The sequence below is a fragment of the Nonomuraea sp. NPDC059023 genome, from assembly GCF_042740095.1.
Lineage (GTDB): Bacteria > Actinomycetota > Actinomycetes > Streptosporangiales > Streptosporangiaceae > Nonomuraea.
Genome location: NZ_JBHYIO010000088.1, coordinates 1 through 14,994 on the forward strand (window position 1 = coordinate 1; position 14,994 = coordinate 14,994).

Consider the following 14,994-nt stretch of genomic DNA (forward strand, 5'->3'; position numbering starts at 1 on the left):
TCAGCGTGACGCCGGTGTGACGTAAAGGATCTTGCGAGGCTGGTGTTTCCGCAGTTGGCCGACCTGGCCATCGGCAGCGTTCAAGCCGAGGTCGGGACCGCGTCGATCGTGGTGCATGTCGCGTCCCGGGGCGCGCCGGTAGCGTGTCCCGGTTGCGGGGTAGTCGGGCGGGTGCACGGCTATGTGGATCGGCAGCTGGCTGACCTGCCGTTGGGCGGGCAGCGGGTGCTGGTGCGACTACGGTTTCGGAGGTTGAGGTGCGCGACGGTCGGGTGCGAGCGGCAGACATTCCGGGAGCCGCTTCCCGGGTTGGCCGAACCGTATCAGCGCCGCACAATGGTCTTGAGCACGCAGGTGGGCGCGGTGGTGCGCGAGTTGGCCGGGCGGGCGGGATCTCGGCTGCTGGCCGTGCTGGGAGTCAGGATGTCGCGGCAGACCGCAGTCCGGTCGTTGTTGCGTCTGCCCCTGCCGGTCCGTCCGGTGCCAAGGGTGATCGGGGTAGACGACTTCGCCCTCCGCAAACGGCACCGCTACGCCACGGTGATCATCGACGCGGTGACGCGGGAGCGGATCGATGTGCTCGCCGACCGTCAGGCCGACACGTTGGAGGCGTGGCTGCGAGCCCATCCCGGTGTGCGGGTGGTGTGCCGTGACAGCAGCGGCGCTTACGCCGAGGCGATCCGTCGCGCCCTGCCCGAAGCGGTGCAGGTCGGTGATCGCTGGCATATCTGGCACAACCTGGCCGAAGCCGTGGTGAAGGAAGTCGCCGCGCACTCGCTCTGCTGGGGCAAGACCGGCCCACCGCCAAAAGAAGGGACGCGGGCCACCACCACGCGCGAACGCTGGCAGCAGGTCCATACCCTACTCGACCAGGGTGTCGGGCTGCTGGAGTGCGCCCGCCGCCTGGGCCTGGCGCTCAACACCGTGAAACGCTATGCCCGGGTCAGCGAACCCGAACGGCTGGTGCGCGTGCCGAAGTACCGGCCCACGCTGGTCGACCCGTTCCGCGACCATCTGCGCCAACGCCGGGCCGAAGATCCCGCCGTCCCGGTCCAGCAACTCCTCGCCGAGATCAAGAAGCTCGGCTATACCAGTAGCCAGAACCTGCTCTACCGCTACATCAACCAAGGCCGGGTCGAATGCGACCGGCCCGCGATCTCGCCCAAGCGCCTGGCCGGCCTCCTCCTCACCGAACCGAGCAAGCTCAAAGAGCATCACGCCGAGCGGCTGGATGCCGCCACCGCCGCCTGCCACGAGATGACCATGCTCGCCGGACTCGTCCGGGACTTCGCCGCCCTCCTCGACCCCAAGCAGGACAACGACCAGCGACTGACCGCCTGGATCGACCAAGCGCGTCAGGTCGACCTACCCCACCTGCACGCCTTCACCCGCGGGCTGGACTACGACCGAGCCGCCATCAACGCCGCCCTCACCCTCCCGTTCCACAACGGCGGTACCGAAGGCGTCAACACTAAAACGAAAATGATCAAGAGGCAGATGTACGGGCGAGCCGGCTTCGCGCTCCTTCGCCACCGCATCCTGCTCGGCTAACCACGATCTGTCACCACCGAAAGCGGGCCAGAGCCGAAAACCGTACAGTCCCGGTTGAGGGTGCAGTCGTGGTCTGATCCCGCCGGTCTCGAGCAGGCTTCTGGCGATGTAGGTCACCTCGGAGACGGCCCGCAGTGTGGCGGTGGTCAGTGGGAGATAGTCGTCCTCGGTGCCGGGGTCGGCAGTTCGGGCGCCTGGGGTGACACGCATGAGCCGGATGCAGCATCGTACTGGGTCGAGTTGCAAGGCATCGAGTGTCCAGATCGGGACGTTGCGTATGGGCAGCCCGGCGCTCCGTATCGCGTCGAACAGCACGATGGGGTTGACGGGTGAAAGGAAGACCACGTCGGCCCAGGAGCACTCGAGCGGCATCACTCGTTCACGGAGAAGGTGCCTTCGGCCGGCGTACTTGGCGATGTGGCGTGTGTGGAGGTCTGGGTAGCGTTCTCGAAGCATTGCCAGCGGTAGCAACTGGTCGCCGCGCGGATCGGTGATCATGGCGTGGAAGAGGGGTCCGCGAGGGCGCTGCGGAGTGGGGTCAGTGGACATAAAAGAAAGCGTCGGACCCGCGAGAAGCGGCCGACGCTTGATCAATTCTATTCGATGCCCGACGATGCCCGCGACGCCGAGGCTGTCTTGAGTCATCCTGCGGCCGGCTCGCCGAGACTCGTGTCGGCGTACAGCTGTGAGTGCTCCATCAGGTACGGGTTTATGTGCACGGGTTCATGAGGTGATCGGCAGGGCCCTGGTGGTCTGAGATGCTGTTTCGGTAGGTCCTTATGGAGCGGGAGGCGTTGGTGGGGACGTGGGGTCCGGGTCCGTTCGACAGTGATTACGCCGCCGATTTCATCGATGAGCTGCATAGGGCTGATCCGGATATTCAGCTTGTGCTCGTCCGTGAGCTTTTGGAGCGGATGGCGGGTAGCAGGGGTCGTTTCGATGAGGGCGCCGAGGCTGTCGCGGCGGCTGCGTTGATCGCGGGCCAGTGTCCTGGGGGCGGGCAGTATGCCTCTGCCGATGGCGCTCTTGAAGGGCCGCTGGTTGAGTTCCCTGATGAGCTGCGGGTCTTGGCCGTCGAGGCGCTTTCCCGTGCGCTTGACGAGGGCTCTGGGATGTCGGCGGGCTGGGTCGACCGGGATGATGCGGCAGCCTGGCGTGCAGAGGTCGAGCAGATCAGAGCTTTGCTGAATCCCGCAGGGTGAAGAGTCCGCGGGTCGTCTCGACCAGGCGGGCTCAGGCGTCTCGTTCGATGTTCTTGAGCCGGTTTTTGAGTCTGTAGCTGGGGCCGTTGATCGAAATGACGTCGCAGTTGTGGAGGAGCCGGTCGAGGATGGCGGTGGCGAGGACTTCGTCGGAGAAGACCTGGCCCCACTCATCTGAAGCTCTTGTTCGAGGTCAGAATGTGGCCACCGGCCACGCCACCTCCGCCTCCGGGCGCGACAGAGGCGCGGACCGCCCGCACGTTGCAGGCGTGGCCGACTCTCCGCCACATCATGGGGCAACAATCCTTGCGAGGAGTGCCATGACGTTCCACGATCGGATCGGCGATGGGCTTCCCGCCACACTTCGGGCCAAGCGGGGGTCTGTGCTCTTGGTGTGCCGACGCTGCGCATCGGCACGCCCCACCTGAACCGGCCATGGGTGTTCGTAACCAGCTTGTACCGGTCCCCTCCTTGTCAAAATAGCCAGAGGTAACAAACAGGCATGAAACTCTGTGCTGAGGGTGGGGAAGGAGATATCCCCTTCGTGGGAGCAAGCAAGCCGGATCCGGAGATCCCCGATCCTCAGGTGCGCGAACGAGCAAGTCCACGCTCTACTCTGCCGCCTATAAGGCGCGGGTCCTGGAGGAGTACGACAGGCTGGATAAGGCCGGCAAGGGCGCGTTGCTGCGCCGGGAGGGGCTGTACTCGTCGCTGATCTTTAGCTGGCGGACGGCTCGGGATCACGGTGTGGAGCAGGCGCTGGCTGGCCGGCCGGCCGGCCGAAGGCGGATCCGCGGGACAAGGAGATCGACGCGCTGCAGGCGGAGGTCGAGCGGCTGCGTGCCGAGCTCGGTAAGACCCGCCAAGTGATCGAGGTGCAGGGAAAGCTCTTCGCGCTGCTGGATCAGCTCGCCACCAGCAGCGAGACGCCGCCGGATCGGGGCGAGCAGTGACCGAGGCCCTCCAGGCCGCGCAGGCCGCGACCACGTCCGCGCGGTGCTGAACGAGCGCTTCGCCGACACCTCGCCGGCCACGGCGTACTTCTCCCTGCTGGATGAGGGCACTTCGCTGGCGTCGGAATCGACGATGTATCGGATCCTGCGCGAGCACGGCGAGGTCGGCCGGGATCGGACCAGCGGGATGCAAGTACCGGAGATCGGAAGCAGGGATTTCAGCTGCACCGGTGCCGCGTCATAAGACATGACGCTTGCGCTGCAGCAACGTGACATCCCGCGAGAAGGAGCTGAGCATTTGACGCAAAGCTGCCAACTCACCACGCCCTGGCCGCCCACACCCTCGAACATCGCACGGCTGTTCAGCAACCGCCCGAGAGCTGGTCGTCGGCGGCTGTGTGGTGTGCCGTGTGGAACATCGCGCGGGTGAACTCGATGAAGGCGCGGGTACGCGCCGTCAAGCGTGCGTTCTGCCGCACACACAGAACGACTTGAAGGGTAGGCAGGTCCTCGCGGAGTTCGCGTACTGTCAGCGGACGTCCCTCGTAGCTGGCTTCGATGGACTGTCGCTGGTGCAGGAGCGTGTAGCCCAGGCCGCGGGCCGCGAAGGAGCGTACGGTCTCGTAGTTGTCGAAGCGGTACCGGACGCGTGGCGCGGCGTTGTGCTCCTTCAAGAGGCCGAGGTAGTAGTCGCCCGGCGGATTGTAAAGGATCATGTCCTCGTGCTGGAGCTGTGCGACGGACAGCGTCTCGTGGGCGGCCAACGGATGGTTGGGTGAGAGCAGGACGTAGGGGCGCACCGTCGTCAGTGGGAACGACGTGACACCGTCGATGACGTCGAGGTCGTAGAGCATCGCCGTCTCCAACTCCCCCGATGTCAATGCCTCGCACAGATCTGCGGCCCCGCCTTCACGCACGTGCAGTTCGACGTCCGGGCGTGCGGCCTCGAACCCCTCGACCACAGGCGGGAGCAGCATGGGGCCTAGGGTCTGGTAGCACCCCACGGTCAATCGGCCGCTCGCCGTTCTGCTCTGCGCGCGGGTCCGGTCGATCATTTCGTTCATGTCCGAGAGCAGTTGCCGCGCTTCGACGAGCAACTCGCGTCCGGCTGGTGTCAGCTGGAGCCGCCGTGCGTGGTTACGCACGAGGAGGTCCACCTCCAGCCGCGCCTCGAGCTGTGCCACTCCCAGAGATATCGCCGACTGGGAGACGTGCAACTCCTGAGCTGCTGCGGACATCGTGCCGAGTTCGGCGCAGACGACGAAGTACTGCAGTTGGCGCATGGTCACGGTCATAAGTTTTTATCATAGCTCTCTGGAGTTTTTCACGCTGGACTCATGCCACGGCATGGTGCACTCTTGCTGAACAACGCATTGCACTCCTGTTGGACACTTATCCGGCACTCAACGGCATATGCGGCACTAGCGCCTTGATTGGGACAATGTGATGAGTAGTACTCCCGGCACGTTTACCGCGAGTCCAAAACCGGTTCAGAAGAAGGTGGTCGCCGCCGCGACGGTGGGCCACGTCCTGGAGTGGTATGACTTCGCCGTCTACGGCTACTTCGCCGCAACCATCGGGGAGAAGTTCTTCAGTTCATCCTCCGAGGCGGTGCAGCTTCTCGCATCCTTCGCCGTGTTCGGTGTCGGCTTCGTGGCCCGCCCGCTCGGGGCCGTCGTCCTGGGACATGTGGGCGACGTGCACGGTCGAAGACGAGCCTTCTCCATCGCGCTGATCCTCATGGGTGCGGCCACCCTCGCCATCGGGCTCCTGCCGACGTATCAGGACATCGGTTTCGGGGCCGCGGTCGCGCTCGTGGCCTGCCGTCTCCTGCAGGGATTCTCGACGGGCGGCGAGATCGGGGGATCGATCGCCTATCTGACGGAGAACGCGCCGCCTCACAAGCGGGGCTTTGTCGGAAGCTTTCAGCAGGCGAGCCTGGCCCTCGGCATGATGCTCGGGGCGATCGTCAGCGTGGTCCTCTCCGTACTCCTCACCCCGGAAGCCCTGAGCGAGTGGGGGTGGCGAGTCCCGTTCCTGCTCGGAGTGCTCATGGTTGTCCCTGGCTACTTCATCCGCCGGCAACTGGCCGACACGGAGGAGTTCCAGGCCGTCAAGACCAAGGCCGCCACCCCTGGCAAACGGCTGCCCATCGTGACGGCGCTGCGCGAGCATCCGATGGATCTCTTCAGAGCGTTCTGGCTGCCGGCCTCGCCCGCGTATTACGTGCTCCTGTCGTTCCTGCCGACCTTTCTCGCAACCCAACACTTCTTCGGCCAGGCCATGGCGCTGGCGATCACGCTCGCCCTCCAGGCAGTCTTCGTGTTGGCAATGCCGTTCGCGGGTGGCTGGTCTGATCGCATTGGCCGCAAACCGGTCATGCTGACCGGGTACGCGATGACCGGGCTTCTGGTGTATCCCGTGTTCCTCGCGTTCTCGACGGGTGTACCAGCTCTCGCGTTCCTGGCCATCGTGCCGATGGGCCTGGCTCTTTCGTGCATGTTCGGCCCGCTCGCCGCGCTGCTCACGGAGATCTTTCCGACCGAGATCCGCTACAGCGCCATCTCCCTGCCGTACAACCTCCATTCGGCGATTCTGGGCGGCTTCACACCGTTCGTCGCGACGTTGTTGATCGAGACCACGAATTCACCGATGGCGCCGACCATTCTCGTGATCGGGATAGCGGCGATCTGTTTCGTCGTCGTCCTCAGCGTGTCCACGAACTCCAAGCGAGGCCAAGAATGACCGTCTCCTCCGACGCCGAGCCCCGCACACCGACACAATTGTTCGACCCCACTGCGATCGGCGGCGTCCACCTGCGCAACCGGCTATACGTACCCGCGCACACCACCAATTTCGCGCTGCACAACCGGCCGAGCGAACGCTACATCGCCTATCTCGCCGAAAAGGCGCGCGGAGGAGCCGGCCTGATCTTCACCGAGGCAGTGCGTGTCCACCCGTCGAGTCTTCGTCGCTTCGGTCTGGGCGGCTACGACAGCGAGAGCGAGTCGTCATTCGCCGACATGGCCAGCACCGTACACGCCGAAGGCGCGCGGCTGTTCGGTCAGGTCATGCACACCGGACGGCACGACGGCAGTGAGTGGACCGGCCTGTGGTCACCCAGTGCCCTCGCCTGGTCACCCGGCCAGGAGACACCGCATGTGCTGAACCAAGCCGAGATTCGCCTGCTCATCGATTCTTTCGCCCGAACCACCGCCCGGCTCCTGCACGCGGGGTTCGACGGTGCCGAAATCCACATCGGCCACGGTCACCTCTTGCAGCAGTTTCTCTCCCCTGCCACCAACTCTCGAAGCGACGCATATGGCGGTACGGCGGCCAATCGACTGCGGATCGTGCGCGAGGTGCTCTCCGCCGTCTTCGCGAACTCATCGGATGCGCCTATCGGCCTGCGGGTCAGTGCCGATGAGATGCTCCCGAACGGCCTCGACATCGACGCCATGATCGATATCTGTGCCGCGCTCATGGACGAGTTCCCCATCGCCTTCCTTCATGTCAGCCACTCGGCGTATGTCGGCGACTACTCGCTTGCCACGCAGATGGCCGACATGTCCTTCGGTTCCGCACCCTTCCGCAACTATCCGCATCGGTTCAAGCTCGCCTTCCCCGCGACTCCGGTGCTCGCGGTATGCCGGATGGACGATGTCGCGATGGCGGACAGCCTGCTGCGCTCGGGCGCTGCGGACCTGGTGGGCATGGCCCGCGCCCACATCGCAGACCCGGCAATCGCCAGGAAACACCAGGAGGGCCGGGCCTCGGAGGTCCGCTCGTGCATCGCCTGCAACCAGGCGTGCGTGGGACGGCTGGAGAAGACGCTCCCCATTCGGTGCGTCGTGAACCCGGAAGCCGGGTTCGAACGAGAGTGGAAGGCGATCCCGGCCCCACGGCTCACTCGCCGCATCCTGGTTGTGGGAGGCGGACCCGCCGGCCTCGAAGCCGCGTCGGCAGCGGCATCGCGCGGTCACGAGGTCGTGCTGATCGAGCGCTCGGCCCAGCTCGGCGGGCAGGTGTCGACCATCCGCCGACTGCACGACCGCGCGCGGTTCGGGCTGCTGGTGGACGACTTGCAACGCGCCGTCGAACGGGCCGGCGTGACCGTACGGCTGAACACCGAACTGTCTGCGCAGAACATCGCCGCGGGTGAATGGGACGAGGTCGTCGTGGCCACCGGATCGCAACCTGCACCCGCCTTTGAAGGGGAACTCGTCCCCGAGGACGCGATCGCGGCTGACGGGTCGCACAAGCGCGTTGTCGTGATCGATGAGGACGGTGGGTGGCCAGGCGCGTCCCTCGCGGTCCATCTCGCGGCCCACCAGCATGAGGTGTGGCTGGTGACGGCCATGGATGCGTTGCTCCCGAACATCACCGTCTATTCGCGGCTTTCCCTCTACGCCCGGTTCAAGGAACTGGGTGTGCGGATTCGAACCCTGTCGACCATAGAAAGCTCCGGTGCGGGTGTGGCGGTGACACCACGCTTCGAAGGAACCTCGCACCGGCTCGACGATGTCCACATCGTGCGCGTATCCCCCCGCCGCGCGAACGACGCGCTGGTGAGCGCCCTCCACGATGCCGGCTACCGGGGCCCGGTGCACCTCATCGGCGACGCCTACAGCCCCCGCACCGCCCTCGACGCCACCTACGAGGGCCGGGGCGCGGGCTATCTGGTCGGCGTCGATACCTCTGGCACGTGGCCCGGGCCACCTCTGCGGACCCCCTACCTCGGACGGAAGGGGGGAGATCTCCTCGATACCGGCCGACCGTCGGTCAGCCCATTGTCCGTGACAACCCACAACTAGGGAGATCTATGTACGACCTCGCAATCACGGGCGGCACCATCGTGACCGACGGCCGCACCGAGGCAGCAGACGTCTATGTGGTTGCCGGGAAGATCGCAGCCCTGATGGCGCCCGGCAGCACCCTCGACGCCCGAACCAGCGTCGACGCCGACGGACAACATGTCCTTCCCGGCATCGTCGACGCCCACACCCATTTCCGGACGTGGTCCGGACACAGCGACACGCTCGAGCAGATGCTGGAGTCGGCCGCGTACGGCGGGGTGACCACGGCAATCGGCTTCGTCATGGGAATGAACGCCCCGGGAACGGACCTCCTGCACAGGGTGCAGGAGGTCGGTGGCGGGAGCAACCGTACGGTCCCCATCGACTACGCACTCCACGCGGCCATCGCCGACGAGCCCCAGACGATCTCACAGCTCGGCGATGTGACCGAACTGGGCGTGAACACCTTCAAGATGTTCATGATCAACCGAGCGCGCAAAATGATGGTCGATGACGCCTTCCTGTTCCGGGCGATGACGCAGATCTCCGCCCTCGGCGGTCTGGCGATGGTCCACGCTGAACTGGAGGACGTCACCTGCGCCCTGATCGAGCAGAACGCCGGCCGTACCGACGTCGATGAGGTCCGGCGCTTCTCGCTGAACCGTCCCGAATGGGCGGAGGCTGAGGCGACGCGGCGTGCCCTTCTGATCGCAGAACGCGCCGAGTGCCCCGTCTACGTCGTCCATGTGACATCGGAACGCGCACTTGACGAGATCAGGCTCGCCCGAGCCCGAGGGCAGGAGGTCTACGCCGAGACCTGCCCCCAGTACCTCACGCTGACGGAGGACGACGCTCGGCGCCTCGGCGGACTGGCCAAGGTCGCCCCACCCCTGCGCAGCGCGCGTGATGCGCGAGTGCTGATGGATGCGGTCCTGAGCGGGGAGATCAACGTGGTCTCCTCCGACCACGCCCCTTACACCCGCGCGACCAAGACGGATCCGGCGACGCCGTATGCCGACATCCCGGTCGGGATGCCCGGAACGGAGACGCTCCTCCCGCTGATGTGGAGTCTGCTCGCCTCCCGGGGCGCTTCAGTGGTCGATCTCATCCGGGTCACGACGTCGAACCCCGCGAGCATCTTTGGCCTCCCCGGCAAGGGCACCCTTTCCGTCGGGGCCGACGCCGACATCACGATCGTCGACCTGGAGCACCCGTCAACCATCAACGGGGACAATCAGCACACCACCGCCGGCTACTCCGCCTACCACGGACGGTCGGTCCCGCTGACGGTCAAGTCGACCTTCGTGCGCGGAGTGCCGGTCCTCGCGGACGGCGTACTCGTCAACGACGACCGCGGCCGATTCCTGAGGCGCACGGTCCACACCGAGGGGAGGCAGCCGACATGCTGAACTGGAACGCGGTCACGGACGACCTCCTGCCCGAACTCACCGCGAGCGACCGCGTGGTCGTGGAAAGCACCGGCTACGGAACACCGCGGGCCCTCGGTACACAGCCCGCACTGATCCTGGTCGACTTCCAGTACGCATATCTGGGAGACGACGTCTCCCTCCTGGACCAACTCGCCCGCAACCCATCCGCAGGCGGGGCCAAGGCCTGGCGAGCCATGCGAGCCTCGCTTCCCCTCCTGCGGATGGCCCGGCATCAGCGCGTCCCGGTGGTGCTCAGCCGGATTGCCTACGCACCCGGCACCGAGCAGGACAACACCTTCGCGGCCAAACGCGGCAATGCCGCCGCCTTCGTCGACGGAGCACCCGGTACGCAACTGGCCGCCGAACTCGAAGCCGGCCCAGCGGACATCCTTCTCAGGAAGGAGGCTGCGAGCTGTTTTCACCAAACCAACCTGCACGAACGATTGTCCGCCCACGGAGTCGACACCGTGATCATCGGCGGACTCTCCACAAGTGGCTGCGTCCGTGCCACTGCGGTTGACGCCGCCGGGTACGGCTATCGCGTAGCCGTCCTGCGTGACGCCACCGCTGATCGCATCGACCTGTCCCAGCGCGTCACCCTGTTCGACATATGGCTCAAATACGGAGACGTCATCGACACCCGCGAGGCACAAGAGCACCTGAGCCGCCGGATCAGTGCCCGAAACGCGCCAGAGGCTGTGGACGATGTTTGATCTGTCGGGGCTGCGGGCCCTCGTGACCGGAGCCGGTGACGGCGGACTCGGCGCAGCAGCCGCCCGCGCCCTTGCAAGCCGTGGTGCGGACACTGCTGTCCTGGAGCACCCGGCGAGCGACGAGCGGGCCCAGGCCACTGCCGAAGCCGTGCGCCAATACGGCGTCCGCGGCGACGTCCTCACCGTCGATCTCGCCGACAGCGCGGCAGTCGCCACCGTGCTTCAGAAGCACCTGCAGGGCGTGGACGGGATCGACATCTTGGTCAACGCCGCGGGGATCATGTTGAGGAAGCCCAGCCTCAAGACAAGCCTCCAGGAATGGCGACAGATCCAGGACGTCAACGTCACCGCCAGCTGGCTGGTCAGCAACCTCGTCGCACCGGGGATGCTGGAGCGAGGCTTCGGCCGCGTCATCAACGTCGCCTCACAGTACGCGGCACTCGCGGGCCCCATCCCCGAACCCGCATACTTCACCTCGAAGGGAGCGGTCGCCAACCTGACGAGGGCCCTGGCCTCGGAATGGTCCCGGCACGGCGTCAACGTCAACTGCATCGCGCCGGGAACCTTCTACCCCACGCACATGACATCCGCACTCTCCAAGGACCCCGGCCGCCTCGGCTGGATGGAGAACCGGACCATGATCGGCCGTCTGGGCGACCCCTCCCTCGACATCGCGGGCCCGATCACGTTCCTCGCGAGCCGCGAGGCGTCCTATGTCACGGGGGCGGTACTTCCCGTCGACGGAGGCTGGACGGCATGGTGACGCCGCCGCTCACACACCAACACCACCATCACAACAGTAAGGAAGGCTACCCATGGCAGCGATCACCAGAACGGCAGTGGTCCAGTGGACCGGAGATATCGCAAAGGGCTCCGGGGCGCTGACGACCCAGAGCACAGCACTCGCCGCCGCCCCGCTGAACTTCCCCAAGCGGACCGGCGAGCCCGATGGCGAGACCAGCCCAGAGGAGTTGATCGCCGCCGCGCACGCGGGCTGCTACGCCATGTCCCTGGCCGCGACCATCGGCAAGGCGGGATTCACGGCTACCCTGCTGGAGATCAGCGCCGAAGTCGGCCTTGAACGAATCAAATCGAAGTGGCACATCACCGGCTCACGACTCTCGGTGACCGCGGACATCAACGGCGTCGACGACGACGCCTTCAACGAGTTGCTGAAAGCCGCCGACGCCTCCTGCCCGGTCTCCAGCATGCTGCGCGCGACCGCCGAAGTATCCATCGGCAGGAAGCGCTGACAGAGCATCAGGAATCGGGCACCCGCCCCGGGCAGAGAAACCCTGACGGACCCGAACGTCAAGGAGTCGGGGTGCCGTTAACGAACGTGTCATAGGCCGCCAAACCTCGAAGATCCCTACGCGGGTGTTGTACTTCAGCCAGCGTGGTGCCGGTAGCTGCCGGGCGGTGACCCGTACTGGCGTTTGAAGGCGTGAGTGAAGCTGTACTGCGAGCTGTAGCCGACCTGCTGGGCGATCGTGTTGACGGGGGCGTCGGAGGTGCGCAGGAGCCGGGCGGCGGTGGTCATCCGCCACCATGTCAGGTAGGTAAGCGGTGGCTGGCCGACCAGATGGGTGAACCGCCGGGCGAAGGCGGCGCGGGACAGGCGTGCCTGCGCGCCCAGTTCATCGACGGTCCATGGCCGGCTCGGGTCTCCGTGGATGGCGCGGAGGGCGGCGGCGACGGCGGGGTCGTGCAGGGCCGCGGCCCAGCCGGTGGCGGAGTGGCCGGAGACGCGCTGTTCTTCGAACCAGGCGCGCAGGATGTAGAGCAGGAGCAGATCCAGCAGGGTGAGCAGGATGGTATCGGAGCCTGGGCGGTCGTCGCTGTCCAGTTCCACGCCGAGGAGTTCGACCGCGGCGCGGAGCTCTTGGTGGCGCCCTACCCGCGCCGGTAGGTGGATGACCTCGGGCAGGTCGTTCAGGAGCGGGTGTGGCCCGGATCCGTCCAGGAGGTAGGCGCCGCAGAGCATAACCACCGTCGGCGGCCGGTCGGCTGACGTCTCGTCGTTGCGGCCATCTTGGACTCCGGTGAGCGTTGTGGGCGGCTCGCTTACCGAGGTGGATGGGTCGTCGGCCAAACCGTGTGCGGATCCGCGCGGCAGGAACGCCACGTCGCCCGGCCCAAGCGCGATCGGCTCACCCTCCGGCGGGAGAAGCCAGCACGTTCCCTGGAGAACGATGTGGAACCCGGAGGAAGGCACCGCCGCAGACCGCAGGGCGAAGGGAGCGGACCTGGTCACCCGGCCCGAGTGGGGTCGACCGGTGCGCGCCGCACTCACCACATCGGACAGCACATCCACCCAGTCAGGTTAACCAATGGCGACCTCAACAAAGACGATGACGCAAACCCTGGAGCGTATCGCGCATTCAACCGTCTTGTGTCAGCGCCTTACGGTGCTGATGGCTGAGCAATCGCGCAGCTCCCCATCGTGAGGAGATGATATGAAGATCGCCGTTTATGGCCCGAGTGGATATCAGGGCAAGCTCGTGCTCACCGAACTGGCGCGACGCGGCATCGACGCAGTTCTGGCCGGACGCAATCTCGCGCGCCTGGAGGCGGCCGCCTCGGCGGTTGGCCTCTCCGACACGGAACGACGCGTGGCCGACACCAGCGACCATGAGGCGCTCGTCAGCGCGTTCCACGACTGCGCCGGCGTCATCAACTGCGCCGGGCCGTTCACCTCCTCAGGTGAGGCCGTGGTCCGCGCCGCGATCGCCGCCGGCTGCCACTACGTCGACACCTCAGGCGAGCAGCTCTACGTCAAGAAGATCTTCGACACCTTCATCACGGAGGCGGAGAACGCCGGGGTCACCGTCGTACCCGCCGCCAACGACGGCTGCGTGCCGGTAGACCTCATGGCCCAGATCCTGGCCGACCGCCTGGAATCGGTCGAAGAGATCGTCACCACCCACATGGTCATCGGAGGCGGCGCCATGTCACGCGGCTCGCTGCGCTCGCTGGTCGAAACGATCGACGCCATCAAGACGGGAGGCATAACCTACTACGATGGCGACTGGCGTCCCCGCATGCCCGCGCGCCACACCGCGATCCGACTGCCCGGACAGTCGGAGGCGACCCCGGTGATGGCCTTCCCTGTGTCGGAGGTGGTGACCATTCCCCGTCACATCCGCGTCCGGCATGTCGAGGGACTGACCGAGGCGGCGTTGGGCGACCAGCTGAACACCCCGCTCACACCGGAGATCATCGACAGCCTGCCGGAAGGACCCGATGAGGACAGCCGCCGCACCCAGCACTTCACCTATGTACTCGACGCCATCAGTTCCGACGGCCGCCGCGCCCGCGGCATCGTCCAAGGCTCCGACACCTATGGCACGACCGCGGTGATCGCCGTCGAAAGCATCCGCCGTCTCATCGCCGACCCTGCCAAGCCGGGAGTACTCGCCCCCGCCCAGGCCTACCACCCGACCGCGTTCCTCGACTTTCTCATCCCGCATGGGATCCTGTGGACCATCCAGGACGCGCCGGCAACCTGACAACGAGCCTTCTCCGGTAACGATCAGCCACGGTGTGTGATCGTCTGGATGGCTCGCTGGACTGAGCGAAGGTCCCAGATCGCCGCGAAGCCCCTGCCAGCAGGCCTGGAACTCCTACAGCTTCGGTGAGCCACCTCTCGCTTGATCGGTCTCCGTGGTGAGTTCGAGGCGCTGGGCGGGGATGGCGATGGTCTGGTGGTCGCTGCCGGGCTTAAGCTCGGGGACGTATTTGTAGATGGTGGAGCGGCTGACGCCGAGGAGCCGTGCGATCGAGGCGATGGTGGCGTCGGGCTGGGCGAGCAGGGCGCGGGCGTGCCGGACCTGCTCGGGGGTCATCGCGGGCGGTCGGCCGAGCCGAACACCGCGGGCCTTGGCGGCGGCCAGGCCCTCGTTGGTGCCCTCGATGGTGAGTTCGCGGATAAACTCGGCCAGGGCGGCGAACACCTGAAAACCAGGCGCCCGCCTGGCGTGGTGGTGTCGAGAGCTTCCTTCAGGAATCGGAACCCGACGCCGCGGCGACGCAGTTCGGCGACGATCGTGACGAGGCCCTGCAGGGACCGGGCGAGCCGGTCGAGGGAGGGGACGACAAGGGTGTCGCCTGGTCGCAGGTAGTCCAGCACCTTGGTGAGTTCTTCGCGCTCGGCGTCCTTGCCGGACTTCTTGTCGGCGAAGATCCGGATGCAGCCCGCGGCCTTCAGCGCCAGGGTCTGCCGGTCGAACCGCTGATCCTTGGTCGACACTGTGGGTGCCGAAAATCCATCCACCTATGCCGAGCTGCAGCTTCTCCTGTATCGATCACTCATGGTTGAGCATGCGCTCAACTCCTGTTGAGCGACTGTT

General features: G+C 66.1%; 14 protein-coding genes and 1 pseudogene. 9 read left to right on the plus strand and 6 right to left on the minus strand.

Annotated features, from left to right (window positions below; translation table 11 throughout):
- The first annotated feature begins 42 nt into the window (after positions 1–42).
- Positions 43–1,551: an ISL3 family transposase gene (locus tag ACFWYW_RS57915; protein ID WP_379627567.1), complete on the plus strand. Its 1,509-nt coding sequence runs from the start codon at positions 43–45 to the stop codon at positions 1,549–1,551.
- Positions 1,552–2,330: 779 nt separating this feature from the next.
- The gene (locus ACFWYW_RS57920; protein WP_379627569.1) at positions 2,331–2,753 is read left to right on the plus strand and encodes a DUF4259 domain-containing protein; all 423 of its coding nucleotides are present in this window, start codon (positions 2,331–2,333) and stop codon (positions 2,751–2,753) included.
- A gap of 31 nt (positions 2,754–2,784) precedes the next feature.
- Here ACFWYW_RS57920 and ACFWYW_RS57925 read toward each other — a convergent pair.
- The 3 genes and pseudogenes from ACFWYW_RS57925 to ACFWYW_RS57935 form a co-directional block, all read right to left on the minus strand.
- Positions 2,785–2,953, minus strand: a pseudogene (locus tag ACFWYW_RS57925) (ATP-binding protein); the annotation flags it as partial.
- Positions 2,954–3,493: 540 nt separating this feature from the next.
- Positions 3,494–3,955, minus strand: a complete 462-nt coding sequence (locus ACFWYW_RS57930; protein ID WP_379627571.1) for a hypothetical protein — start codon at positions 3,953–3,955, stop codon at positions 3,494–3,496.
- A gap of 113 nt (positions 3,956–4,068) precedes the next feature.
- On the minus strand, positions 4,069–5,001 hold the full coding sequence (locus ACFWYW_RS57935; protein WP_379627573.1) for a LysR family transcriptional regulator: 933 nt from the start codon (positions 4,999–5,001) through the stop codon (positions 4,069–4,071).
- A 205-nt stretch (positions 5,002–5,206) separates the two neighbouring features.
- On the opposite strand from ACFWYW_RS57935, the gene ACFWYW_RS57940 reads away from it, so the two are divergent.
- From ACFWYW_RS57940 to ACFWYW_RS57965, 6 genes are read left to right on the plus strand one after another with little or no spacing between them, the layout of a single operon-like run.
- On the plus strand, positions 5,207–6,451 hold the full coding sequence (locus ACFWYW_RS57940) for an MFS transporter (RefSeq protein WP_379627575.1): 1,245 nt from the start codon (positions 5,207–5,209) through the stop codon (positions 6,449–6,451).
- A complete protein-coding gene (locus ACFWYW_RS57945) occupies positions 6,448–8,520 on the plus strand; it encodes an FAD-dependent oxidoreductase (RefSeq protein ID WP_379627577.1) in 2,073 nt (690 codons plus the stop codon). The genes ACFWYW_RS57940 and ACFWYW_RS57945 overlap by 4 nt, the downstream gene beginning before the upstream one ends.
- 41 nt (positions 8,521–8,561) lie before the next feature.
- Positions 8,562–9,911, plus strand: coding sequence for a dihydroorotase family protein (locus ACFWYW_RS57950; RefSeq protein ID WP_379627579.1), 1,350 nt, complete (start codon positions 8,562–8,564; stop codon positions 9,909–9,911).
- Positions 9,905–10,645 carry an isochorismatase family protein gene (locus ACFWYW_RS57955; protein WP_379627581.1) on the plus strand — a complete coding sequence of 247 codons (741 nt, stop codon included), beginning with the start codon at positions 9,905–9,907 and terminating at the stop codon, positions 10,643–10,645. The genes ACFWYW_RS57950 and ACFWYW_RS57955 overlap by 7 nt, the downstream gene beginning before the upstream one ends.
- Positions 10,638–11,408 carry an SDR family NAD(P)-dependent oxidoreductase gene (locus ACFWYW_RS57960; RefSeq protein ID WP_379627584.1) on the plus strand — a complete coding sequence of 257 codons (771 nt, stop codon included), beginning with the start codon at positions 10,638–10,640 and terminating at the stop codon, positions 11,406–11,408. The genes ACFWYW_RS57955 and ACFWYW_RS57960 overlap by 8 nt, the downstream gene beginning before the upstream one ends.
- Positions 11,409–11,460: 52 nt before the next feature.
- The gene (locus ACFWYW_RS57965; RefSeq protein ID WP_379627586.1) at positions 11,461–11,898 is read left to right on the plus strand and encodes an OsmC family peroxiredoxin; all 438 of its coding nucleotides are present in this window, start codon (positions 11,461–11,463) and stop codon (positions 11,896–11,898) included.
- 134 nt (positions 11,899–12,032) lie between these two features.
- Here ACFWYW_RS57965 and ACFWYW_RS57970 read toward each other — a convergent pair whose 3' ends face one another.
- A complete protein-coding gene (locus tag ACFWYW_RS57970; protein WP_379627588.1) occupies positions 12,033–12,959 on the minus strand; it encodes an AraC family transcriptional regulator in 927 nt (308 codons plus the stop codon).
- Between the two features lie 142 nt (positions 12,960–13,101).
- Here ACFWYW_RS57970 and ACFWYW_RS57975 point away from each other — a divergent pair, with 142 nt between their 5' ends.
- The gene (locus ACFWYW_RS57975) at positions 13,102–14,154 is read left to right on the plus strand and encodes a saccharopine dehydrogenase family protein (RefSeq protein ID WP_379627590.1); all 1,053 of its coding nucleotides are present in this window, start codon (positions 13,102–13,104) and stop codon (positions 14,152–14,154) included.
- 114 nt (positions 14,155–14,268) lie between these two features.
- On the opposite strand, the gene ACFWYW_RS57980 is transcribed toward ACFWYW_RS57975, so the two are convergent.
- Together ACFWYW_RS57980 and ACFWYW_RS57985 are read right to left on the minus strand one after the other, a co-directional pair.
- Positions 14,269–14,490 (minus strand): helix-turn-helix domain-containing protein, encoded by a 222-nt coding sequence (locus ACFWYW_RS57980; protein ID WP_379627592.1) that lies wholly within the window; start codon positions 14,488–14,490, stop codon positions 14,269–14,271.
- On the minus strand, positions 14,487–14,894 hold the full coding sequence (locus tag ACFWYW_RS57985) for a recombinase family protein (protein WP_379627595.1): 408 nt from the start codon (positions 14,892–14,894) through the stop codon (positions 14,487–14,489). Before ACFWYW_RS57985 ends, ACFWYW_RS57980 begins: the two co-directional genes overlap by 4 nt.
- Between the last annotated feature and the right edge of the window lie 100 nt (positions 14,895–14,994).

Coding starts and splice junctions, on each gene's coding strand:
- ACFWYW_RS57930 (WP_379627571.1), bottom strand. CDS start 3,955: ATGTCTTATGACGCGGCACCGGTGCAGCTGAAATCCCTGCTTCCGATC.
- ACFWYW_RS57980 (WP_379627592.1), bottom strand. CDS start 14,490: ATGACCCCCGAGCAGGTCCGGCACGCCCGCGCCCTGCTCGCCCAGCCC.
- ACFWYW_RS57975 (WP_379627590.1), top strand. CDS start 13,102: ATGAAGATCGCCGTTTATGGCCCGAGTGGATATCAGGGCAAGCTCGTG.
- ACFWYW_RS57955 (WP_379627581.1), top strand. CDS start 9,905: ATGCTGAACTGGAACGCGGTCACGGACGACCTCCTGCCCGAACTCACC.
- ACFWYW_RS57945 (WP_379627577.1), top strand. CDS start 6,448: ATGACCGTCTCCTCCGACGCCGAGCCCCGCACACCGACACAATTGTTC.
- ACFWYW_RS57920 (WP_379627569.1), top strand. CDS start 2,331: ATGGAGCGGGAGGCGTTGGTGGGGACGTGGGGTCCGGGTCCGTTCGAC.
- ACFWYW_RS57965 (WP_379627586.1), top strand. CDS start 11,461: ATGGCAGCGATCACCAGAACGGCAGTGGTCCAGTGGACCGGAGATATC.
- ACFWYW_RS57960 (WP_379627584.1), top strand. CDS start 10,638: ATGTTTGATCTGTCGGGGCTGCGGGCCCTCGTGACCGGAGCCGGTGAC.
- ACFWYW_RS57935 (WP_379627573.1), bottom strand. CDS start 5,001: ATGACCGTGACCATGCGCCAACTGCAGTACTTCGTCGTCTGCGCCGAA.